The organism is Psychrobacter aquaticus CMS 56 (assembly GCF_000471625.1).
Lineage (GTDB): Bacteria > Pseudomonadota > Gammaproteobacteria > Pseudomonadales > Moraxellaceae > Psychrobacter > Psychrobacter aquaticus.
Window position 1 is genome coordinate 67,225 of record NZ_AUSW01000033.1, and the last position, 21,284, is coordinate 88,508.

General features: G+C 44.3%; 21 protein-coding genes. 13 read left to right on the top strand and 8 right to left on the bottom strand.

Annotated elements, in window-relative coordinates; translation table 11 throughout:
- Nucleotides 1-78: 78 nt before the first annotated feature.
- Nucleotides 79-954: an MBL fold metallo-hydrolase gene (locus M917_RS09175; RefSeq protein WP_021814532.1), complete on the bottom strand. Its 876-nt coding sequence runs from the start codon at nucleotides 952-954 to the stop codon at nucleotides 79-81.
- Nucleotides 955-1,101: 147 nt separating this feature from the next.
- On the opposite strand from M917_RS09175, the gene M917_RS09180 reads away from it, so the two are divergent.
- The 6 genes from M917_RS09180 (at nucleotide 1,102) to M917_RS09205 (ending at nucleotide 7,496) form a co-directional block, all read left to right on the top strand.
- Nucleotides 1,102-1,995 carry a LysR family transcriptional regulator gene (locus tag M917_RS09180; RefSeq protein ID WP_021814533.1) on the top strand — a complete coding sequence of 298 codons (894 nt, stop codon included), beginning with the start codon at nucleotides 1,102-1,104 and terminating at the stop codon, nucleotides 1,993-1,995.
- A 182-nt stretch (nucleotides 1,996-2,177) separates the two neighbouring features.
- On the top strand, nucleotides 2,178-3,746 hold the full coding sequence (locus M917_RS09185) for an ABC transporter substrate-binding protein (RefSeq protein WP_021814534.1): 1,569 nt from the start codon (nucleotides 2,178-2,180) through the stop codon (nucleotides 3,744-3,746).
- A gap of 75 nt (nucleotides 3,747-3,821) precedes the next feature.
- Complete coding sequence (locus tag M917_RS09190; protein WP_021814535.1) at nucleotides 3,822-4,760, top strand: ABC transporter permease; 939 nt, start codon at nucleotides 3,822-3,824, stop codon at nucleotides 4,758-4,760.
- A gap of 47 nt (nucleotides 4,761-4,807) precedes the next feature.
- Nucleotides 4,808-5,611, top strand: a complete 804-nt coding sequence (locus M917_RS09195) for an ABC transporter permease (protein WP_021814536.1) — start codon at nucleotides 4,808-4,810, stop codon at nucleotides 5,609-5,611.
- Entirely contained in the window at nucleotides 5,608-7,056 is a 1,449-nt protein-coding gene (locus M917_RS09200; protein WP_021814537.1) for an ABC transporter ATP-binding protein, read from the top strand. The genes M917_RS09195 and M917_RS09200 overlap by 4 nt, the downstream gene beginning before the upstream one ends.
- Before the next feature lie 104 nt (nucleotides 7,057-7,160).
- Entirely contained in the window at nucleotides 7,161-7,496 is a 336-nt protein-coding gene (locus tag M917_RS09205) for a hypothetical protein (protein ID WP_021814538.1), read from the top strand.
- A gap of 192 nt (nucleotides 7,497-7,688) precedes the next feature.
- Here M917_RS09205 and M917_RS09210 read toward each other — a convergent pair whose 3' ends face one another.
- Together M917_RS09210 and M917_RS09215 are read right to left on the bottom strand one after the other, a co-directional pair.
- On the bottom strand, nucleotides 7,689-9,017 hold the full coding sequence (locus tag M917_RS09210) for a basic amino acid/polyamine antiporter (protein WP_021814539.1): 1,329 nt from the start codon (nucleotides 9,015-9,017) through the stop codon (nucleotides 7,689-7,691).
- Nucleotides 9,018-9,027: 10 nt separating this feature from the next.
- Entirely contained in the window at nucleotides 9,028-9,954 is a 927-nt protein-coding gene (locus M917_RS09215) for a homocysteine S-methyltransferase family protein (RefSeq protein ID WP_264629461.1), read from the bottom strand.
- Between the two features lie 500 nt (nucleotides 9,955-10,454).
- Here M917_RS09215 and M917_RS09220 point away from each other — a divergent pair, with 500 nt between their 5' ends.
- From M917_RS09220 to M917_RS09230, 4 genes are all read left to right on the top strand, one after another.
- Entirely contained in the window at nucleotides 10,455-11,519 is a 1,065-nt protein-coding gene (locus tag M917_RS09220) for a 2,3-butanediol dehydrogenase (protein ID WP_021814542.1), read from the top strand.
- A 169-nt stretch (nucleotides 11,520-11,688) separates the two neighbouring features.
- Nucleotides 11,689-11,940 carry a putative redox protein gene (locus M917_RS14525; protein WP_021814543.1) on the top strand — a complete coding sequence of 84 codons (252 nt, stop codon included), beginning with the start codon at nucleotides 11,689-11,691 and terminating at the stop codon, nucleotides 11,938-11,940.
- Nucleotides 11,937-12,155, top strand: coding sequence for an OsmC family protein (locus M917_RS14530; protein WP_200861754.1), 219 nt, complete (start codon nucleotides 11,937-11,939; stop codon nucleotides 12,153-12,155). The genes M917_RS14525 and M917_RS14530 overlap by 4 nt, the downstream gene beginning before the upstream one ends.
- Nucleotides 12,156-12,305: 150 nt before the next feature.
- Nucleotides 12,306-13,004: a hypothetical protein gene (locus M917_RS09230; RefSeq protein ID WP_021814545.1), complete on the top strand. Its 699-nt coding sequence runs from the start codon at nucleotides 12,306-12,308 to the stop codon at nucleotides 13,002-13,004.
- Between the two features lie 455 nt (nucleotides 13,005-13,459).
- On the opposite strand, the gene M917_RS09235 is transcribed toward M917_RS09230, so the two are convergent.
- Both M917_RS09235 and M917_RS09240 read right to left on the bottom strand, forming a co-directional pair.
- Entirely contained in the window at nucleotides 13,460-14,554 is a 1,095-nt protein-coding gene (locus M917_RS09235; RefSeq protein ID WP_021814546.1) for an NADH:flavin oxidoreductase/NADH oxidase, read from the bottom strand.
- 171 nt (nucleotides 14,555-14,725) lie between these two features.
- Complete coding sequence (locus M917_RS09240; RefSeq protein ID WP_021814547.1) at nucleotides 14,726-15,262, bottom strand: type 2 periplasmic-binding domain-containing protein; 537 nt, start codon at nucleotides 15,260-15,262, stop codon at nucleotides 14,726-14,728.
- Here M917_RS09240 and M917_RS09245 point away from each other — a divergent pair.
- The gene (locus tag M917_RS09245) at nucleotides 15,219-15,797 is read left to right on the top strand and encodes a DDE-type integrase/transposase/recombinase (protein WP_161626696.1); all 579 of its coding nucleotides are present in this window, start codon (nucleotides 15,219-15,221) and stop codon (nucleotides 15,795-15,797) included. The genes M917_RS09240 and M917_RS09245 overlap by 44 nt on opposite strands.
- Nucleotides 15,798-15,889: 92 nt before the next feature.
- Here the strand turns inward: M917_RS09245 and M917_RS09250 are convergent, their stop codons facing one another.
- Entirely contained in the window at nucleotides 15,890-16,345 is a 456-nt protein-coding gene (locus tag M917_RS09250; protein ID WP_021814549.1) for a hypothetical protein, read from the bottom strand.
- A 120-nt stretch (nucleotides 16,346-16,465) separates the two neighbouring features.
- Nucleotides 16,466-16,714 carry a P63C domain-containing protein gene (locus M917_RS09255; protein WP_021814550.1) on the bottom strand — a complete coding sequence of 83 codons (249 nt, stop codon included), beginning with the start codon at nucleotides 16,712-16,714 and terminating at the stop codon, nucleotides 16,466-16,468.
- Nucleotides 16,715-16,795: 81 nt separating this feature from the next.
- Here M917_RS09255 and M917_RS09260 point away from each other — a divergent pair, with 81 nt between their 5' ends.
- A complete protein-coding gene (locus M917_RS09260) occupies nucleotides 16,796-17,188 on the top strand; it encodes a serine hydrolase (protein WP_227500831.1) in 393 nt (130 codons plus the stop codon).
- A gap of 117 nt (nucleotides 17,189-17,305) precedes the next feature.
- On the opposite strand, the gene ppc is transcribed toward M917_RS09260, so the two are convergent.
- Entirely contained in the window at nucleotides 17,306-20,092 is a 2,787-nt protein-coding gene (ppc, locus tag M917_RS09265) for a phosphoenolpyruvate carboxylase (protein ID WP_021814553.1), read from the bottom strand.
- 269 nt (nucleotides 20,093-20,361) lie between these two features.
- Here ppc and M917_RS09270 point away from each other — a divergent pair, with 269 nt between their 5' ends.
- Nucleotides 20,362-21,225, top strand: a complete 864-nt coding sequence (locus M917_RS09270) for a LysR substrate-binding domain-containing protein (RefSeq protein WP_021814554.1) — start codon at nucleotides 20,362-20,364, stop codon at nucleotides 21,223-21,225.
- The last annotated feature ends 59 nt before the right edge of the window (nucleotides 21,226-21,284 follow it).

Consider the following 21,284-nt stretch of genomic DNA (forward strand, 5'->3'; position numbering starts at 1 on the left):
TCACACTGCACTATAAATGAGAAAACCCCCATAAGTTGAATCCAACTTATGGGGGTTTTATGTACTAATGGTTTGTGTTTACCATGCCATCTCACCTGTGTTGACTTTACTGCTCAACTCTAAATTACTCTCCCCAGACAATGCCGGATAGGCTGTTTTCATAACTGAAATCACTTTTTCTGACTGCTTTATGTCTTGTTTTTTGGCTTCGTCAAGCGCTTGCTCAAAAGTGTTTAGATAACTGATCGTAAAGTCAATCGCGTGGCCTTTTTTGAGACGATTGCCCAAATAATGGCCTGGAATGACCACGTTTGGCGCTAACAACTTCATTTGCTCTAGCGACTGTATCCAAGCGCTACGAGATTCTTTGGTCTGAGTATCAGCAGTCCAAACATGTAGGCCCAATGTCACCGATACGCCACCAAAAACGGTTTTTGACTCAGGCACCCACATATATGCTTGATGTGTTCCCATTTCCTTAATTTCGATATGGTGACCTTCTAGCGTCAATGTTGATTGATTGAGCGCTTGCGGTACGGTGAGTTTCGTCGGCGCATTTTTGCCAAGGATTGGGCCCCAATGTGCTAATTTTGCATCTTTGGTGGCTTCGATGTGTTCAACAGTGGCAGGGCTGGCCACCACTTTGACATTAGGAAAGGCGTTCAGTAATGGCTGAAGACCAAAGTAGTAATCTGGATCGCCTGCGGTGATGTAAATCATTTTTAGGTCTTTGTTGCTCTTTTTGATCATATCAACCAACGCATTACCATCGCTGACGCTAAACTGCGCATCAAACAAAATGGCGTCTCTTTCACCGCTTGCCAGTACGGAGGTTACGGGAAAAATCGCGTCTTTATTGGCTTTATATTCTTGGAGCTGTAAGTCAGCGGCATTGGTTTGTGCGGCAAGTAGTAGGGCGGTGGCCACCACAGAAGCTGCTATTCGTTTGTTCATAAGACACCTTTGTTTGTAGTAGGGTAAATAAAACATGTTATGTGGAATATTGATTGTTAGAAGCCATTCTATTTGATTATATTCCGTTGAAATACCCTATAATCCGGTGTTTACTGTTGCATATTTCGAGCAAATAAGGATAAAAAGATGGACAGACTGACAGCGATGCATGTATTTGTCACTATTGTTGAGCAAGGTAGTTTGAGCCGAGCCGCAGAGAATTTAGACATGTCTCGCGCCAAAGTATCACGGTATTTGACAGAGCTTGAGAGTTGGATGGATGTGCGCTTATTACATCGCACTACCAGACGCTTAAGCCTTACGACAGCGGGTGAGCAGACGCTTGAGGTTGCGCATCAGCTGCTTGGATTGACTCAGACGCTAGATGATATCCGTAACCAAAACACCCTGGAGTTGAAAGGTCAGCTGCGAATTACTGCCAGCTATTCACTGATTGACAGTTTTTTGATGAAGGTGGTTAGGCGCTTTGTCTCGCATTGGCCGCAGACGGCGATTGATATTCTGGCAACCGATGATTCAGTCAACTTGATTGACTCCCGTATCGATTTGGCTGTTCGTATTACCAATGATTTGCAACCAAACGTTGTTGCCAGACGTATTGGAGAGTGTCGATCTATTGTCTGTGCTGCCCCTGAATACCTGCAAAAAAGAGGAAAGCCTACGGATGCACAGTCTTTGGTACATCACAACTGCTTATCTTTTGCTTATTTTGGTCGGTCTGCATGGGTTTTCGATGGTCCAAATGGCCCCGAATCTGTTCCCATTTCGGGCAATATCAGCGCCAACATCCCTGAAGTATTGCTTGACGCCACTTTGAATGGGCATGGCATTAGCTTGCAGCCATTAGGAACGGTACAGCCTTTGATTGAATCGGGCCAATTAATCGTACTATTGCCTGAGTGGCAACCTAAAACCTTGGGTGTTTATGTGATTTATGCCACTCGAAAACAGGTCACGCCATTACAAAGACAGTTTATGGATTTTCTCGCTGAAGAGATGCAGCGCTCCCCTTATTGGTAACGCTACATGTTGGTAACGCTGCATGGTCAAGGCATTTAGTTTGCGCGGCGTCTCATTTTATAGTTGCGAGATACTGATTCAGAGCCAAATGAGAATTATTTTCATATTAATGGTTTACCTTCTATGACTTTCGTTATAACATAACGTTTTTTTTGAAATGTTATACTATAACGGAAAAGTATATGAGAAAAATTGCCTTAATTTCTGTGCTATTAGCCCTAGCAGGACTAGCATGGTATTTCATTGCTGGCGCTAAGCCGTCAGAGGGTCAGACAGCTTCTACGCCTCAGGGCGATGAACAACAAAACTTAATCGTGGTTACACCTTGGGAAATAACGTCTACTGATCCAAGTAAGTCAGGGTTTATTTTTCAGCGTTTACAGCTTGCCGAAACGCTCGTTGATGCTGCGCAAAATGCCGATTTGCAGCCCATGCTTGCGCAAAGCTGGTCTGCCAATGACCAAGGCGATGTGTGGACGTTTGTATTGCGCGATGGCGTCAAGTTCCATGATGGCTCGCCACTGACCGCTGATGACGTGGTAAAAAGCTTGGACGTGGCATTAACCAAGCCCACGGCTTTGAAGTCGGCACTGATTTCACAAATTAAGGCAATTGACAGCAAAACGGTAGAGATTACGTTAGAAAAGCCATTGATGTCTTTTCCGGCTTATTTGGCACATGCAACCAGTATTATTTTGGCAAAATCCTCGTTTGACGATAATAATGAAATAAAAGAGCTGATCGCAACTGGCCCTTATTACGTCACCAAAATTGAGCCGCCCCAAAAAATTGAGCAAAAAGCCTTTGCCGATTACTGGGGCGAAAAAGCTAAAATTCAGGACGTCACGTATCTGGCCAACAGTCGTAGTGAAACCCGCACGTTATTGGCGCAAAGTAAACCCAACTATCTGGTATTCACGCTAGATTCAGCGAGCCTTGCGCGCTTGCAACAAGATCCTAATTTACAGGTTAAATCAAAATCGCTGGCGCGTACCATTCAATACAAAGTCAATGCCAAAAATCCTTTGTTTAGTGATGTCAACGTCCGTCAAGCGCTCAGTGATGCGATCGATAGACAAGGCATTGCTCAGTCTGTGATGCGGGCAGACAATGCCGTAGCCAATCAAATATTGCCACCAATTTTTAAAGACTGGCAAATCAAAACGCCAACTCAAACCCCGGATCCACAAGCCATCAAACAACGTTTGCTGGATTTGGGCTTTACGGCTGATGCCACGGGCATGCTACAAAAAGAGGGCAAACCGTTCAAATTTACCTTACGCACTTTTTCAGACCGTCCAGAGCTGCCAATCATTGCCACGGCGCTGCAAGCGCAATGGAAAAAAATTGGGGTGGATGTAGACGTGTCCGTGGGTAATTTTTCAGAGATTCCTGCTGGTCATCAAGATGGCACGTTAGAGATGGCATTGTATGCGCGTAACTATGGCATGACGCCCGATCCTGTGGGTTCACTGATCGAAGATTTTGACCCAAAAGGCAGCGACTGGGGCGTGATGAATTGGCAAGATTCTGAGCTGAGCGACAGTTTATCAAAGCTAGAGACGACTAAGGACAATGACAGTGATAATAACATTGCGACCAAACAAAAGGTGTCAAAAATCATCTATGACCAGCGACCTATCGTGCCTGTGGTGTATTACCAACAGAACGCCGCTGCGCATAAGTCATTAAAGGGCTTGGAAATTGATGGTTTAGAACGAAATTTTTATTTGAATAAATTGTCTTGGTGATTGGTAGTCAGTGGTTAGTAACTGACGATTGCCGTAACTCGCTTTATAAACGTAAAAAAATTGTGATTGATAACTATGTTGAAATATATTTCCCAGCGTTTATTACAACTGGTCTTTGTCGTCTGGTCGGTTGGCACTTTGACTTTTATTCTGACCCGTAGTTTACCGGGCGACATGGCTTACCGCATCGCTGCCAGTCGCTACGGTTATGATCAGACGGATGCCGCCGCCGCTGCATTGGTGCGAGCTGAGCTTGGTTTGGATCAGCCGTGGTGGCAGAGCTACTTTGATTGGTTAGTCGATTTGGCACAGTTTAATTTGGGGCATTCATTGGTAAGTGGGGAGTCGGTATGGTCGGAGATTGCGCATCAGTTCGGACATACTCTGGCGCTGGCATTGGTCGCACTGGTCATATCGCTGGTCATTGGGCCACCTCTGGGCTTACTGGCAGCGCAAAGACCGAGCGGGATATTTGACCGTTTGACTTTGGTGGTGAGTACCGTGCTGCGTTCCGTCCCAGTGTTTATTATCGGTATCGCTTTAATTACGCTACTTGCCGTACAAGTCAAATGGTTGCCAGCCGCCGGCTATGGCACGCCGCAACATTACATCTTGCCAGCATTGACGTTGGCGATTGGGTTGGCAGCGGTCTCAATCCGAGTCAGTCGCCATGCGATGGTGCAAGTACAAACGTCTGAGTATTATCATTTTGCCGAGCTTAAGGGCTTGAGTAAATGGACGGCGTTTTGTCGGCATGGTCTGCGCAATGTGGCCATTCCCATTTTGGCCTACCATTCAGTACAACTGGTGTATTTGGTGGAAGGGGTGGTGATTGTGGAGAGTTTGTTTGCGTGGCCTGGTAGCGGTCATGCATTGGTACATGCGATTGTTGCCCGTGATGTGCCGATGATACAAGGCACGGCGTTAATCATGGGCGCCATGTTTGTGGTACTAAATATGGTGGTGGATTTATTAAGTGGTCTGATTGATCCGCGCGTGGATTTAGCGCGCTAACTTTTATTACCACTAAATCCACCATTAACACTAGGAAAGCTGACTTTATGAATGTGTTTAAACTATTTAACAAACTGCAACCCGTACAAGTTTTTGGGACTATTTTACTACTCTTACTATTGGTGTTTGCCTTTTTACAGCCGATTTATTATCCAATGGATGCCAATGCCCAAAATCTCAGTAGCATGTTACAGCCATCGAGTATAAGCCATTGGTTTGGCACCGATCATTTTGGCCGAGATATGCTGGCAAGGGTGGCATCTGCCATTCGCTTGTCGTTTTCGCTGATTGTGTTGTCGGTGGGTTTTGCGTTGTTTTTTGGATTACTGATGGGAGTGTTGAGCGGTTATTTTGGTGGCTGGATAGACTTTGTCTGTCGGTTTTTGTGTGACATCGTCATGGCGCTACCAGGACTACTATTTGTATTGTTGTTTGCGGCTATTGCGCCTAACAGTTTTTGGTCGTTATATTTGGGGATTTCATTGGTGTTGTGGGTCGAGTTTTTTCGTATGGTACGCGCCATGACGCAAACGATTGCCAGCAGCCGCGAAATCGAATCGTCACGGTTGATGGGTATGGACTTCTTTTATTGTTTCAAGCGTCATTTTTTACCGAAGATTTTGCCAGTTATCGCGACGCTCAGTGCCTTTGCCGCTGGTAATGCCGTATTGGCTCTTGCCACACTGGGTTTTATCAATGTGGGTTTGCGCCCGCCCACGGCTGAGCTTGGCTTGATGATGACTGAATTGTTTCCTTATTATTATCAAGCGCCTTTCATTTTCCTACAGCCTATTATCGCGGTCTTCGTTTTAGTTTTAAGCTTACAATTGATTTCAGGAAAAATAAAATGATAGCAGACGCATCGGTACAAGAATCATCGATAGACAGCATCTTGGTACAAACCAATAACGTGGCGGTGTTTACCAAGTTGGGACAAAGTTTGGTTGAGCCTATCAGTTTGACGCTACATCAAGGGCAAAATGTCACTATTTTGGGCGAAACAGGCTCAGGCAAAAGCTTACTGGCGCAAGCCATCATGGGCGCATTGCCTGATGAATTGGTCGCTCAAGGTGATATCCTCATCGAAAATCAAGCTCTAAACAAATCACAACTGCGCCAGTATTGGGGCAGACGTATGGCGATGTTGCCGCAAGAGCCAAGCCGTTCACTCAATCCCACCATGACCATGCTCGACCAAGTATGGGAAAGTCTTTATTTTGTGGCTCAAAAAGACAACAAGACCAGTAAGCAGTTGGCAAAAGAAAAAATCGATAGCTTAGGACTGGCAAAATCGGCAGAGTATTACCCACATGAGTTGTCGGGCGGCATGGCACAGCGCGCTTCTTTTGCGATTGCCACCTCTGGCGGTGCGTATATTGTCATCGCTGATGAACCCACCAAAGGCTTGGATGATGCCAACAAACAAGCGGTCATTACATTACTAAAAAATGTTAGCGAAAATGGCGGCACACTTTTGACCATTACTCATGATATCGAGGTGGCAAGATCGTTAAGTGGTCGTGCTAATGACCGTATCATGGTCATGAAAAAAGGCCAGTTGTTAGAACAAGGCAGTGGCGTACAAGTACTCAATCAACCGACCTCAGACTACGCCAAACAATTGATTGCCGCCGCGCCGTATAATTGGCAAAGTCAAGACAGAAGCCTCATTCAAGACAGCCCATTACTCACTGTCCAAGACTTGAGTCTGGCGCGTGGTAAACGGGTCTTGTTTGAGAGCTTAAATTTTAGCTTACAAAAGGCCGAAGTGCTTGGCGTGATTGGGGGTAGTGGTATTGGTAAAAGCTCATTGGGCGACGCGTTATGCGGCTTATTAAAACCTGCCAGCGGCGTCATTACTTGGCAACAAAAACCAAAGAGCCATCAAGTGCTTAAGTTATATCAAGATCCACCAGCCGCTTTTGCCTCGCATGTACCCCTACAGACTTTGCTAAATGACGTGATTAAAAAGCACCGCTTAGATGCTAGCCGCGTGCCTGAGTTGTTAGAAAAGCTAAAGCTAGATAAGCAAATTCTCACTCGCAATGCGCTCAATGTCTCAGGCGGTGAGTTGCAGCGGGTGGCAATTTTGCGTGCGCTACTCTTTAATCCAGTTTTGCTGTTTGCCGATGAGGTGACCTCTAGACTCGATCCCATTACCCAAAAAGAAACGCTGGATCTGCTCGTGACGCAATGTAAAGCGCAAAATTGCACCTTGGTAATGGTCAGTCACGATCATCATATTATGAGGCATTATTGCCATCAAGTGATTGATTTGGAGGCATTAGCCACATAACTGCTGTTAAGATGGTTGATAAGCGACACTCATCAATATAAAACAAATCCAAAAACGCGGGGTTTTAGTCTCTTATCAACTTCATGCTGTCATTAGGAAAAACTATGTTTGATTACCGCGTAGGCTTTGCCACTATTATATTACTGTTGGTAGCATGCACAGAGAGTCAGCAAGAAAAAGGCACGATTGTGATTAATAACAACAGTGATCATCCAATATCTGATGTTAAGGCCATATATGCCAGTACCAAAAGAGTGGATATGTTGGGTAATCTGCCAGCCCATACTGCTTATAAGTATGAGATTCAATATACAGAGTTTGAAGACTCTATCACTATTGACTATATCGACTATGCGCAAAGAACGCATTCAACCACTGGCGCCGCTTATGCTGCTCATTATGATAAGCAGCGCTATGTCGTAGATATTGGAGGGCAGTGATTGTTTGCTTGTGCAACGTAAGCGGCAGAAATAAAAAATAGGTAAGAAGTAAAGAGGGTGCGTAGAGGCTCTGCTAACTACTCATAAGTCATTAAAGTAGAATAGCTCAAACAAAAGGGGTATAAGTCACATGACTTATACCCCTTTCATTTTTTGCTTTATTTGTTCTATTTTAAGACACAGCTTTTAGCGCTATTGTTTAAGCGTCCGCTTTGCTTGGTAGCGGCTATAGTAATAAATCAACAGACCGGGTATATATAAAAACAGTGATAGCAGCAAGTTGTCTACACCAGCAGCGTAAATCAGCCAAACGCCATAGACACTCGCACCCAAACCGATGGCTTTGATGCTCCAGCGTTCTGACTGCGCAAATGAGACTTTGACCAAATAGGCCCCGACCAAAAAATAAGGAATCAAAATCATCGAGGTGGAGATAATCACTAAGGTGTTATAACCCTCACCTGTCAAAAAGATCATCAATAAGCACAGCTGAACAGTAGCACTGGTCAACAACAGCGAGGCAGTTGGCGTGCCTTGTGCGTTTTGCTTGGTAAAAATGCGCGGAAAGGCATTGTATTTGGCAGCAGTATACGGCACTTCTGCAGAGTAGAGAATCCAGCTCAGATAAGATGCCAATACCGAAACGATAAGTCCAATGCTGATGGCCCATTTGCCCACGCTACCCGTCATTTGTGCCATGATGCCTGCCATTGAGGGGTTGCTTAAAGCAGCCACATCAACGCGGCTCATCACCCCAAGCGAGAGCAGGGTGATAGCGACATACAGTACCAGTGCCAAAATCACGCCAATATAAGTAGCGCGTCCGATATCCGACCGTTTTTTGGCGCGCTGCGACAACACAATCGCCCCTTCGATACCGGTAAATACCCATAAGGTGATGAGCATCGTCCCTTTCACCTGCTCCATAAAGGGCGCTTCCAATGTGGTGCCCGCGCGGTCGGTGTTAAAGGTTTGCATATCAAAGGCATAATAGGCAAACACGATAAAGGCAATGAGCGGTAGGCTCTTTGCCAAGGTGGCAAGTAAGTTGATAAAGGCGGCTTGTTTGACACCGCGCAGCACCAAATAATGCACCAGCCATAAGATGATCGACTCACCAATTAGTGCGCCAATCGTGTTGCCTTCGCCAAAGACAATACTGGTTGGCGTATCAATAAAGCTACCCAGCGCGGCAAAAGCCACCACCAAATAGCCCACCACCCCGATGGTGGCGCACAGCCAATAACCCCATGCCGAAAAGAAGCCCGCCAAATCGCCAAACCCTGTTTTAGCATAGGTATAAATACCACCGTCCAATTCAGGCTTGAGGCGTGATAAGTGCAAAAAGCAGCCCGCGAGTAATAAAATACCCACGCCAGTGATGATCCATGCGGTGATGATGGCGTCCACACCTGCCACTTCGGCCATGTTTTGCGGTAGGCTAAAAATACCAGCACCCACCATCGAGCTGAACACGAGGGCGGTGAGCATGGTTAGCCCAATTTTTTGTCCATTTTGCATCGCACTATCTCTATTTTGTCGACGTACCTGTTGTCAAAGTACTTGTGAAATGCTGGCTCAATGCCTCGATGTGTTCTGGACCAATACCACAGCAGCCGCCGATCAATGATGCGCCTTGGGTTTGCCATTTTTGTGCCCATACCAGATACGCAGGCGGTGTGAGATCATCACGCACTTCATCGAGACCATCATTTGCTGTGGCGTCTTTTGGCTGCGGCGGAAAGGCGTTGGCATAAGCGCCAAGCTTAATGTGCATTGCATTCTTATCTTGCAAAGTGCTTTGTGCGACGTCTAGTGCTTGATCAATCACCTCAGGCTGGCAGCAGTTGAATAGTATCGCCTCGATATTCAGATTTGCCAATGTCGCAACAGCTTCTTGTACCGTCTCGCCTGAGCGCAAGCGTGGTACATCAAGATGCTCGCTGTCTTCTAAGGTAAAAGATACCCACAATGGTTTGTTGTCTGTATCTAGCGTATCTAATAGCTTACGTACCGCGACGGATTCTGCAATCAGGCTTTGGGTTTCTGCCAGCCAAAAATCCACGTGTGCGCTCAGACCTTTGATAAGTGGGGTCGCGATATCTTCGACATGCTCAGCGTCAAACAAGTCAGCACGATATGAGCCAAATAGTGGCGGGATAGAGCCTGCTACCTTAGTCGTGCCCCCTTCCATTTCGACCGCTGCACGCGCCATCTCGCCCGCTGAGGCTGCCAATTCTTGAGCCTGATTGGCAAAGCGCTCATCCCCAATATGAAACGGTACGAGGGCGTAGCTGTTGGTGGTGATGACCGCTGCACCACTTTGGATAAAAGCGCGGTGTACGTCACGGACGATCTCGGGCGCTTCTATCATCGCCAGCGCCGACCACTCAGGCTGGCGGAATGGTGCGCCGCGTTTTGCCAATTCTCGGCCCATACCGCCGTCAATAATCGTAATGTTGTTAGTTGACATAATAAATCCTTCTTTATTGTGAATAGATGTCTCTACTAGGGCTCTGTTTTGAGAAGTAGAATTATTGCAGGGGCGAAATACTAGGCGTAATGAGTGACAGATGCAACCAAAAGTTTGGCAACACTGACAACTTATCACTTTTATTGTTTAATTCGATTATTGGCGTATCAATATCAGCCAACACTATAAGGAATTAGCCCAGTAATAGACGCTATTAGATGTCTGTTTTACTATCTCTCTTAGAATATTCATAAGAGTTTTATGGACTATAAATAGTCATCATTTGATAGAGAAAATCATGTAATGACAGATAGTGATTGATATCAGTAGCTTGGCTAAATGCGTGCAGTGGCGTTACTGTTCACCAACAACTGCGTATGGTTGGATGATTGACAGGCCAACTTTAATCTGGGCATGATGTCAGTAACTAATCCTTACTTTCATCGCGGTAATCGTTTTTATCACAACACTCAAAGGAGACTACTATGAAAGCAGCACGTTTTTATGACAAAGGTGACATCCGTATTGAAGACATTCCAGAGCCTACGGTAGCGGCAGGTACGGTCGGTATCGATGTGGCATGGTGCGGTATTTGCGGCACGGATTTGCATGAGTTTATGGAAGGGCCTATTTTCATTCCTCCTTGTGGTCATCCGCATCCCATCTCAGGCGAGTCTGCACCCATCACGATGGGGCATGAGTTTTCAGGTGTGGTATACGAAGTCGGCGAGGGCGTTGATGACATTGAAGTCGGTCAGCACGTGGTGGTTGAGCCGTATATAATTGCTGATGACGTCTCCACTGTTGAGGGCGAAAACTATCACTTATCAGAAAATATGAACTTTATCGGTTTGGGTGGACGTGGGGGCGGATTGTCTGAAAAAATCGCCGTCAAACGCCGCTGGGTACATCCCATCTCCAATGATATTCCACTAGACCAAGCGGCCTTAATTGAGCCACTATCTGTGGGCTATCATGCTTTTGTGCGTAGTGGCGCGCAGGCAGGTGATATCGCGTTGGTCGGCGGCGGTGGCCCTATTGGTTTGTTATTGTCATCGGTCTTAAAAGCCAAAGGTCTGACCGTCATACTCACGGAGCTGAGTGCCAAGCGCAAAGAAAAAGCCCGCGAGAGTGGCGTTGCGGATTATATCTTAGATCCGACGGAAGTAGATTTGAACGCAGAGGTGATGAAAATTACCAATAATCGCGGTGCGGACGTGGCGTTTGAATGCACCAGTGTCAATGCGGTGCTTGACTCGCTAGTCGAGCTGACCAAGCCTGCTGGCGTGGTGGTGATTGTCTCCATCTGGAGTCATCCAGCCTCCGTCAATGTCCATAGCGTGGTGATGAAAGAGCTGGATATTCGCGGCACTATTGGCTATGTCAACAATCACAAAGACACCATTAAACTGGTCGAAGACGGTTTGGTCAATCTTGAGCCTTTTATCACTCAGCGCATTGCCTTGGATGATTTGATTTCAAAAGGATTTGATACGCTGATTCACAACAATGAGTCTGCGGTAAAAATCATTGTAAACCCAAACTTATAAGCAATTAGGTCAGTAAACTTTTGGTTGCAGAGTAGCCATTAGGAACCAAAAAGCGCCATCTTATTAGGATGGCGCTTTTTCTTTGATTGTAAATTTTTTTTCGTAATACATATATAGTGAAAGGGGGTAAATGCTATAGTCCAGAATAGCTATTCTTTACGGAGTTCAAATGTCAGAGTATTTTGCCAAAATCAACTGGGTTAGAGATAGCAGTGAAAGTTACGTTGATAACAAATATAGCCGAGGGCACGAATGGATTTTTGATGGTGGTGTCGTCGTCCAAGCCTCATCTTCTCCTCACGTTGTTTCCGTGCCTTATTCTGTTGAGGAAAATGTAGATCCCGAAGAAGCTTTTGTTGCCTCTCTTTCTAGTTGTCACATATTTTCTTTTTGTCTATTGCAGCAAAAAGAAAATATGTGATTGATTCATATGTAGACAATGCTGTGGGTATCATGGAAAAAGACAGTGATGGTAAAGTCTCAATGACTAAAGTGATATTGAAACCACATGTTAAATTTTCGGGTGATAAACAGCCGACAATGGAGCAACTTGAAAAAATGCATCATCAAGCGCATGAGCAATGCTTTATTGCTAACTCGGTGAAAACTGAAATTGTTACGGAGATTATGGTCTAACAGATCATGGTTTTTGGCTATTTCAATAACTTGCAAAGATAATTCTTGTTGAAATTATTGGAGTATGTAATATAGGTCATTTTGGGGTGTTATAAACCACCAAAATCAGACAGAATAACTTTGTAAACCTAATCTACTATTGGAATATTGATGGATATTGTTGCTACAGTTACAGCATTAGCTGCGCTGCTAACCGCCTTGGCAAACTCATTTATAATTTTTGAAATGAGAAAGCAAAGAACAGCCACAACAAAACCTGTTCTTAAATTGCTATCTAAATATAGCAAAGCGATTGTCGAGAAGGAGAGTAAAGAATGGGCGTGGGAAAATAAAGAATCGTCTCATTTTATAGATTTGAATTTGATAAACTTTGGTACAGGGCCTTCACTCAATCTTGCAGCTGAGTGGGATATAAGCCTAGATAAATTGGTAGATGCATTAAAATATTTTGATCCTTATAAGCAAATGAAATTTAGTCATAAAAAGGGTTTTGTAGAAATCGATAAATCTTTTCATGCTATCCATAATCAAAAAATTATATTTCTTGAGGCAGTCCCTGTAAGCCAAAATAAAAAAGAGGTTTCTATTAAGCTACCTTCCTATTTTATATCAGCTTTCGAGAAATATGTTCAACTAGGAATCTTGGATCGTCCACAAACTGAAACTACCGGCCCTTTTGAAATACCAGACTTCCCAAGCGCTTCAGTTACGTTGAATTATGAAGACATAAATGGAATAAAGTTTCACCAAAAATTCTTGGTTACTATTTCATTCTCGTCTGTTTTTCATGCAAATGAAAATACAGGAACTGAGGTAAACGCATCATTTAATGTGAAGGAAGTCAGCTAGTTGTTTATATCTGCAGTAGATGGCTTTGAAAGTGTCTTTAAGTCCTATAGCGAGTACTTCATTATCGAATAAATCAACCCTATAACTAACTCAATAGGTTTATTTGTTGAAGGTAATATAAAATTAAGAATGAATCTGTTCTTAAAGTGTTCTGTAGGTAATAAGTATGAAGGTCTTATCTACGGTTTCTCTCATATAATGCAAGAATTTATAAACTAACAAAAAGCTAATCTATCGAAACGAGTAATTAAGATTGCCACCATCCGCGCATGTTATGAAGTTGACTATCAACACTTATACAGCATAAATCTATACCTCTCTTTCAATTGTACAAAACAGCATAACCTAGCGTTTTAACCACTTTTAGACTGGAAAGCGCTCATTAACGTCTCTATTTATAACGGCAATACTGGTTCAATCGGTTTTAACCAATTGAGCCAGTATTGTCTATGCAGTTATTCTATTGGGGAGGGCTGGCCGTGTGGGCTTGAGCGCAGATATTGTTTAGGCGCTTTTACTTTTGCGCCAAGCTCTGCAGCAGCGTGCCAAGGCCAATGTGGGTCATAAAGTATGCCGCGTGCCAATGCAACTGCGTCCGCTTTCTGCTCAGTAATGATGCTTTGCGCTTGTTGGGCTTCGGTTATCAAGCCTACTGCGATTACTGGTATATTGACGGCTTCTTTTATTGCTGTGGCAAAAGGCACTTGAAAGTTAGCTTCCACAGGAATTTGCTGTTCTGGGCTAAGTCCTGCGGTGCTCACATGGATATAATCACAGCCTAATGCCTCTAATGCTTTAGCCAGCTCGATCGTTTGTGTGAGATCCCAGCCGCCTTGGGCCCAATCGGTTGCAGAAACACGCACACCCACTGGCTTTTCACTTGGAAATTCAGCTCGAACCGCTGTAAATACCTCAAGTAACAAGCGCATTCTATTCTCAAGGTTGCCGCCGTATTTATCCTCACGTTTGTTAGAAAGAGGCGATAAAAACTGATGTAATAGATAACCGTGCGCACCGTGAAGTTCAATCAAGTCAAGGCCCAGCGCATCGGCGCGTTTTGCCGCATTTACAAAATCGCTTATTAGTGCATCAATGTCATTTTGATCCATTGCTGTGGGTACAGTAGAATTTTCGTCATAAGCGAGCGCCGATGGTGCCACCGTTTGCCAGCCATTTAACTGATCAGGGGCAATCGAACCGCCGCCGTCCCATGGTTTTTCAGTTGACGCTTTACGCCCAGCATGGGCAAGTTGTACGCCTATCGGCATAGGGCTGTACTGCCTGATTGCGGTTAGCGTTTTGTCCAGTGCTGTTTGCGTCCTGTCATCCCATAATCCCAAATCAGCATAGCTAATACGTCCTTGTGGATTGACCGCAGTTGCTTCTAAAACAAGTAGTCCTGCGCCGCTCAAACTCATTTGGCCTAAATGGATCGTATGCCAATCGCTTGCCGCGCCATCATTGGCAGAGTACTGGCACATGGGTGCGATAATAATACGATTATCTAGTGTGATTTGCCCAAGTTTTAAAGGCGAAAAAAGTTGGCTCATGGTGAATCCTCAAAAAACGCGCCTAGCTTAAAGGCACGGAAAATAATAGGCAAAAGCGATATAAATGACTTATATGGCTTATATAATTAGCGCTTGAATAGTTGATGGGGATGAATCGTTATTTTTATAGGGCACATTTAAGTATAGGGCATTACGTTTAGTCCTAAGCATTTAATCTCTTATACTCGCCACAAAGTGTTTTAAAGGCTGCTCGATTTTTTGCTTGATGTGGGTATCGGCATCTCCTATCAGGCGGTATTGATAGCTGGGTAACATAGGAAAGCCTTCGTCTTTTCCGAGCAGCTCAAGATTGGCAGTACGACTTATGAAGTCTTTACTCAATAACCCTATGCCAAATCCTGCATGAATGGCCGCCACTTGGTGCTGTAAATGGCTCGCTAAATAACTAAAATAGTAACGTTTGCCGCTGTCGTTTAAGGTATCTTCTATAATATGCCGCACAAAACAACCATTATGCGCGGAGACGATGGGCAGTTTATCTAATTCATCAAAAGACACCTTTTGGTTGCTGGCCCAGCCAAAAGACTGAAGATCTTCTGAAGTATCGACCGTTAATTTTATAATGCCATATGACAGTCTGCCGCTTGCGACCATGTCTTGAATACTATGAGAAAAGTCACAGATGACGCGAACTCGGCTATCTATGAGTTCGGTCACCATTTGTTGTACGGCTAGCTGTACTGGCATCGGACAGTCTCAAAAGCTACTACTGATAAGTAAGCTTGTAGAGCAGGACAAACGATTAAGCAAGCAGAAGCTGTGCAACCTGTTTGGTATAGTGAGAAGTAGTTACTACTATGGCATCCAGACTAAGCCCATTGATGTTGAGCGTGTCAAACTCAAAGCTTTGATACGTCAGGTATTCAACGAATCAAAGCAGTTAGCAGGCACTCGCACCATTATCTCCATGCTGTGGAATGAGCATAGCATTAGGTTGACGCGCTACTTAGCCGCTAAGCTTATGAAGCAAATGGGTTTGGTCAGTTGCCAGCTTAAGTCTCACAAGTACAAGCACGCTGATCAAGCGCATAAAACCCATGATAATATATTAGACCGCAGGTTTAGCCCAGATGCGCCTAATCAAGTTTGGACAGGTGATGTGACTTATATTCGTATCAAAGGTGGCTGGTGTTACTTAGCGGTTGTTCTAGACCTGTTTGCTCGACGTGTGGGACGCTACTTCAACAAAAATCTCTTATTAGTTGACCACTACAATATTTGATTGCAATAATCCATAGCCGTCAATTCTTCAGCATAAGCTGGATTGAGCGTTGTGAGTGATATAGCGATAACCATTAAGAATGGTTTTCACAACTAGCACCCCTCTCTATCGGTTGACTTGGTAACTACCATCGTATTGTCTAGCCCGCTACAAGCATGAATTACAGAACCATCATTGGTGCAAAACTTAACCATAGATCGAAGCTCTGTGTCCACAATAGGTATGACCTTATAATTTCCGCTAGATAAAATAGCTTCTGCCATTGTTGCTTGTTGCGTTACGCAGGTTGAGAAGTCCATGTCGCTATTTTTACTTTCAACCACACTGTCATCTTCTGGAATATCAGGCTCAGCAATAGGCTCAGGCTCAGATTCAACAACGGGTTCAGGCTCTACAACTGCCACCACTTCTTCCGTCTCTGTGATAACTTCGCTTTCTTCTAAGCTTTGTTCGCTAGTATCAGGCTCAGCCTCTATTGCAGGTTCATTACCTGTTCCACATGCTGATAGCAATACCACTAACCCAAAGCCCAGCAATAACTTTTTCATGTCTTTTGTCCAGTCGATTAAAGCCCAACTATAACCGATTAGTAACAAGCGAGCAATTAAACACTGGCAATAAAAAAGCCCTACAATGATGTAAGGCTTGATCAATAAAAGTAGTCATGTCTACTCATCAAAATCTATGTGATAGTTTTCATTGAAATCAGGATGATTAAGATTAACCTTTTCAAAAAAACTATCTTTATCTTCAGATACCTTCATTAAAGTCACGATAGAAGCTAAATGCTCCCTAAGCTTAAGGTGGCCTACATCACTAGTTAGCGTTTGATGTAGTCTAGCGCTCTTTTTACCTGTCTTATTGGCTTGCTTTTTAAGCTCTGGCAGTATCTCTGGAGCCAATTTTTTATAGACCACTATAGTCTAAGCAACAGATCGTGCTAGCTAATATATAAATTGCTCTCAATCATGTTTTTCATATACAGCAGACGCGGTGCAATGTCTTCTTCTAGTTTGGTGTCTTTAGACAACCAAATGCAGCAAGCACTAAATAACAATAGAAAAGGTTACTATCAAACCAAGCACTTCACGCAAGGACTGGCGTGGGAGATGTATCCTCTACCGACAACATCGCAAAGGCTGGTTGCGGGCAATTCAACAGAAACGCTCTTAAACCCTCAGCCTATACAAGTGAATAAGCCACCGATGCCTGTGCTAAATAATGTGTGGGTCAATAAAAATGGGTCGACTAATGGCTTTGGCGCTTATATTGCTTATATGCCCACTGAAAAAACAGGTATTGTCATTTTAGCCAACAAAAACTATCCCAATATTGAACGGGTTAAAGCCGCTTATACGATTTTGGCTAAAACACCTACAGCAAATCAGTAGTAGTGGAGGCATTGTATTTGTATTATTTAGTGGTTAAGTCTTTCAGAGTAAATAAACCCTTGTAGCGTAGTGCTTACAAGGGGTTTTTACGCAATACAGGTTAAGCCCTTATAGAGCTTAACCTGTATTGCGTAAACCAGCCGCCAAAGCATTGATGCTACGGATTAATGGGTCTTCAACGTCGATATTGTTCTTGATACTTTCATGGTTTTGCGCATCGCCTTGTTGTCTGGCACGTTTTAACAGCTCAATTTGAATATAGTTAATGGGGTCTAAATACGCATTTCGCCATTGCAGCGAAGCGGCAAGATTTTGCTGATTTGATAATAACGATGTTTGCTCAAGTAAAGCATTCAGGCCTGAATAAGTCAGTTCGTGCTCTTCGATGACCGCTTGCATAATCTTGTCACGTAATGCTTCATCGTCGCATAATTGGCTGTAGGCCTGAGCAATGCTCATCTCAGATTTGGTAAATGCCATCTCGATATTGCTAATAAATACGCTAAAAAATGGCCAATGAGTATTCATCTCTTTCATCAAATCTTCATCTGCTTTCACACTATGCAGCGCACTACCGACGCCATACCAAGCTGGTAACGTAAAGCGTGCCAATGACCAACCAAAGACCCAAGGAATCGCTCGCAAGGTGGTTTTGCTTGGCAAGCCTTTTTTGCGATGCGATGGACGTGAGCCAATGTTTAATAAAGAGATTTCTTGTACAGGGGTGACTTGTGAGTAAAATTGATAAAACCCTTCAGTATGGTCGGTAAGCTTGCGATAACGCTGCTCGCCTGCATCTGCCAAACGCGCAAAGAGCGACTCATAATGTGGCAGCTCAGCGGGTTGCACCACAAATCTAGTCGAGCAGGCTTTAAGGGTACCTGTAATGCCCATGGTCAGCTCAAACACCGCGGTATCGGTGTTGGCGTATTTGGCATAAAGCACTTCGCCTTGCTCGGTTACTTTGATCTGACCATGTAGCGTCCCCGCTGGCTGGGCGGCAATGGCATTGTGTGTCGAGCCACCGCCACGACTGACAGAGCCGCCACGCCCATGGAACAAGCGCGTTTTGATATCATACTCTTCGGCAATACGATCAATGGTTTGTTGCGCGCTATAAAGCTGCCATGCAGAAGTGATAATGCCGCCATCTTTCGATGAGTCTGAATAACCCAGCATGATTTCTTGAGTGTTATCTGAATGCTTCAGCAATCCTCGATACAGGGGATTGTCCAAGACGGCAGGTAGAATTTGATCGATATTTTTCAGGTCTTCAATCGTCTCAAACAAGGGTGCGACGGGTAAGTCGGCAGACAATTGCCCCTCGTCATTGACTCTACATAAGCCAGCAAACCGCATAAGCAGTAGCACTTCTAGTATCTGGCTGGCGTTGTTGGTCATCGAAATAACGTAACTGCCAAAGGTGTCTTGCCCAACCAGTTTACGCAATGTCGCCACAGAGTTCATTAAGGCCAATTGTTCGCGGGTTTTATCTGTTAGATTGTCGGTATAAATGAGCGGTGTACCGGGTTTTTCGAGCAAGCGCGTCAGCCATTCTTGCCGCTCTTTTTCGCTCAGCGCTTGATAGTCTGGCAAATTTGAGGCACTAGCAAAAATATCCGCAATCACTTCGCTATGATAGGACGACTCTTGGCGAATATCGAGGGCGGCCAGATGAAAGCCACAGGTTTTGACCAGACGAATCATATCGAGCAATAACCCGTCGCCATGTGCTGTGTCATGAGTATTGACACTTTGACGAATGATGCGCAAATCTTCTAGCAGTTCTTGCGGGTTGGCATAAGCGTCTTTTTTGGCGTCGCTGTCATCCCCTTTGCTTTGAATCAGTTGATTGGTGGCTTTGACTTTATTCAGAATTAAAGAAAGTAACCGGCGATAAGGCTCATTGCCATAATCATCAAAATTGTAATCAAACACCCGCTGATCGAGTTCAGCATAATGGCTGATTTTGTCATATACCTCAGGGGCAACCGTAACGATGGTATCGCTATGAATCAGCTGGCGGCGCAGCTTCTTTAGCAATACTTGGTAGTGACGTAGTACGGTATCGGCGTGCATAAGGACGGCAAGTTCTGTGGTCTCAAACGTCACAAACGGGTTGCCGTCTCTGTCGCCACCGATCCAAGAGCCAAAACTCATAAAGGCAGGTAAAGGGTAGTCGATCAGCTCTGGATAGATATCGACAATGGCGGCTTTCATATTACGATAGACTTTGGGAATGGCATTAAATAAGCTGGCGTTAAAGTAATGCAGACCGTTGTTTATCTCGTCGTAAACCAAGGGCTTACGGGTACGCACTTCATCAGATGACCACAGTAAATCAATGGTTTGTGCGGTTTGCTCTTTTGCTTGTTCATACGAAAAACTGTTTTCATCAAAGTTATTTAGCGCATCGCTATGGGTAAATAGACTTTGCAAGATATTCATGGTCGTGCGGCGGCGTGCTTCGGTGGGATGCGCGGTAAAGACAGGGATGAATTTTAATTGATCAATGAGTTCCTGCATTTGCGCAGGTTCAATATTGCGTTCACGGCACTCAAGCAAGGTGCGACGAAACGATCCTTCCCAGCTGTGCTCTGATTGCATGCGCATGACTTGACGCTGCTCACGTAAGTAGTTTTCTTCACTAAGATTGGCTAAGAAAAAATAAATAGAAAAGCTGCGGATGACATTTTTAAGTGTTTGATTTTCTAAAGATGCAATAAAGTCGATGAGTTGCTGCTTATGCGCTTCATTAGGCTCACGGCGCTGCTGGATGAACCCTTTTCGCAGGGTCTCGATGGTATTGATGGTCTGTTCCCCAGTCTGGCGAGCGATCGCGTCACCGAGGAATGAAGCCAGTAAGCTGATGCGTTCCCGTAATACGTCGTTATCTATAATCATCCTTGGCTCTCTTATCAAATTAGTTAGCAGAATAGTTGTGTTATCTTTCTTAATAAAATAGAGCGTTTATGAGATGGCGTCAAGATATAGTCAATCCACTATAATATGAATATAGTACTGCTAAAATGATTTTCGTAGCCTCTGTCTGCGCAGACATAGCGAGAAAGATTATGCTAGCAGCAGGTTATAATGGTTCTGTTTTATTTAGAATCGACTATAACTCGTGATCTTAATAACTTGTGATCCTAATAATAATTGTGATGAAATAAATGATAAGAGAACTTAAAACTTTTGTGGCCGTTTGCGAGTTAGACAGTTTTGCTGCGGCTGCTCGGCATATCAACCTTACCCAATCTGCGGTCAGTGCACAAATTAAAACCTTAGAGGACAATTTAGGTTTGGCGCTATTTACCCGCTCCGCTAGAGCCATCACCCTCAATCCGCAAGGCACCCGTATACTGCCTATTGCCAAAGAAATTTTGGCACTTTATGCAACCATGCAACTGCCCTCAGATACCGACATTGCTAGCTATTACGGGCAGCTAAAAATTGGTGCTATCAATTCAGTACAAGTGGGTATTCTCCCAGAGGCTTTAAAAGCCATTACCTTGTTAGCCCCCTTAATGCAAACGGAAATTATCCCAGGACGTTCTATAGAGTTGTTCGAGAAGCTGGAAGTAGGGAGTATAGATGCAGCTATAACGATACAGCCTGCTTTTGCTTTGCCCAAAGACATCGTCACCCAGTCTATTATGACGGAACCGTATGTGCTGATCAGTCCCAAGAAGTGGCCTTTTTATAGTCTCAGACAGACGCTCGAGCAACATCCCTTTATCCATTACAGTCTACAGTCCTCAGCTGGCGCAAAGTTAAGCAGGTTCTTCAAACAACAAGATATCAAGGTCAATACCATCATGGAGATTAACGATCTGGATGCCATTGTTAGGATGGTTGAGTCGGGTTTGGGGGTGGCTTTGATTCCTTATGCAGGATTATGGATTAGAAGTACAGCGCCAGTTCAAATTCATCATTTAGGTGATAACAGTTTGGTTCGAGAAGTTGTGCTGGCTTATCGTTATGCGGATCGCCAGCGCCCACAGATCAATGCCTTAAAGCAAGTGTTGGGACTGTGAGTTCTACAGCGTATTTATTTTAAGCCATCTATATTTTACTGAGAATAGGCCTTTATTTG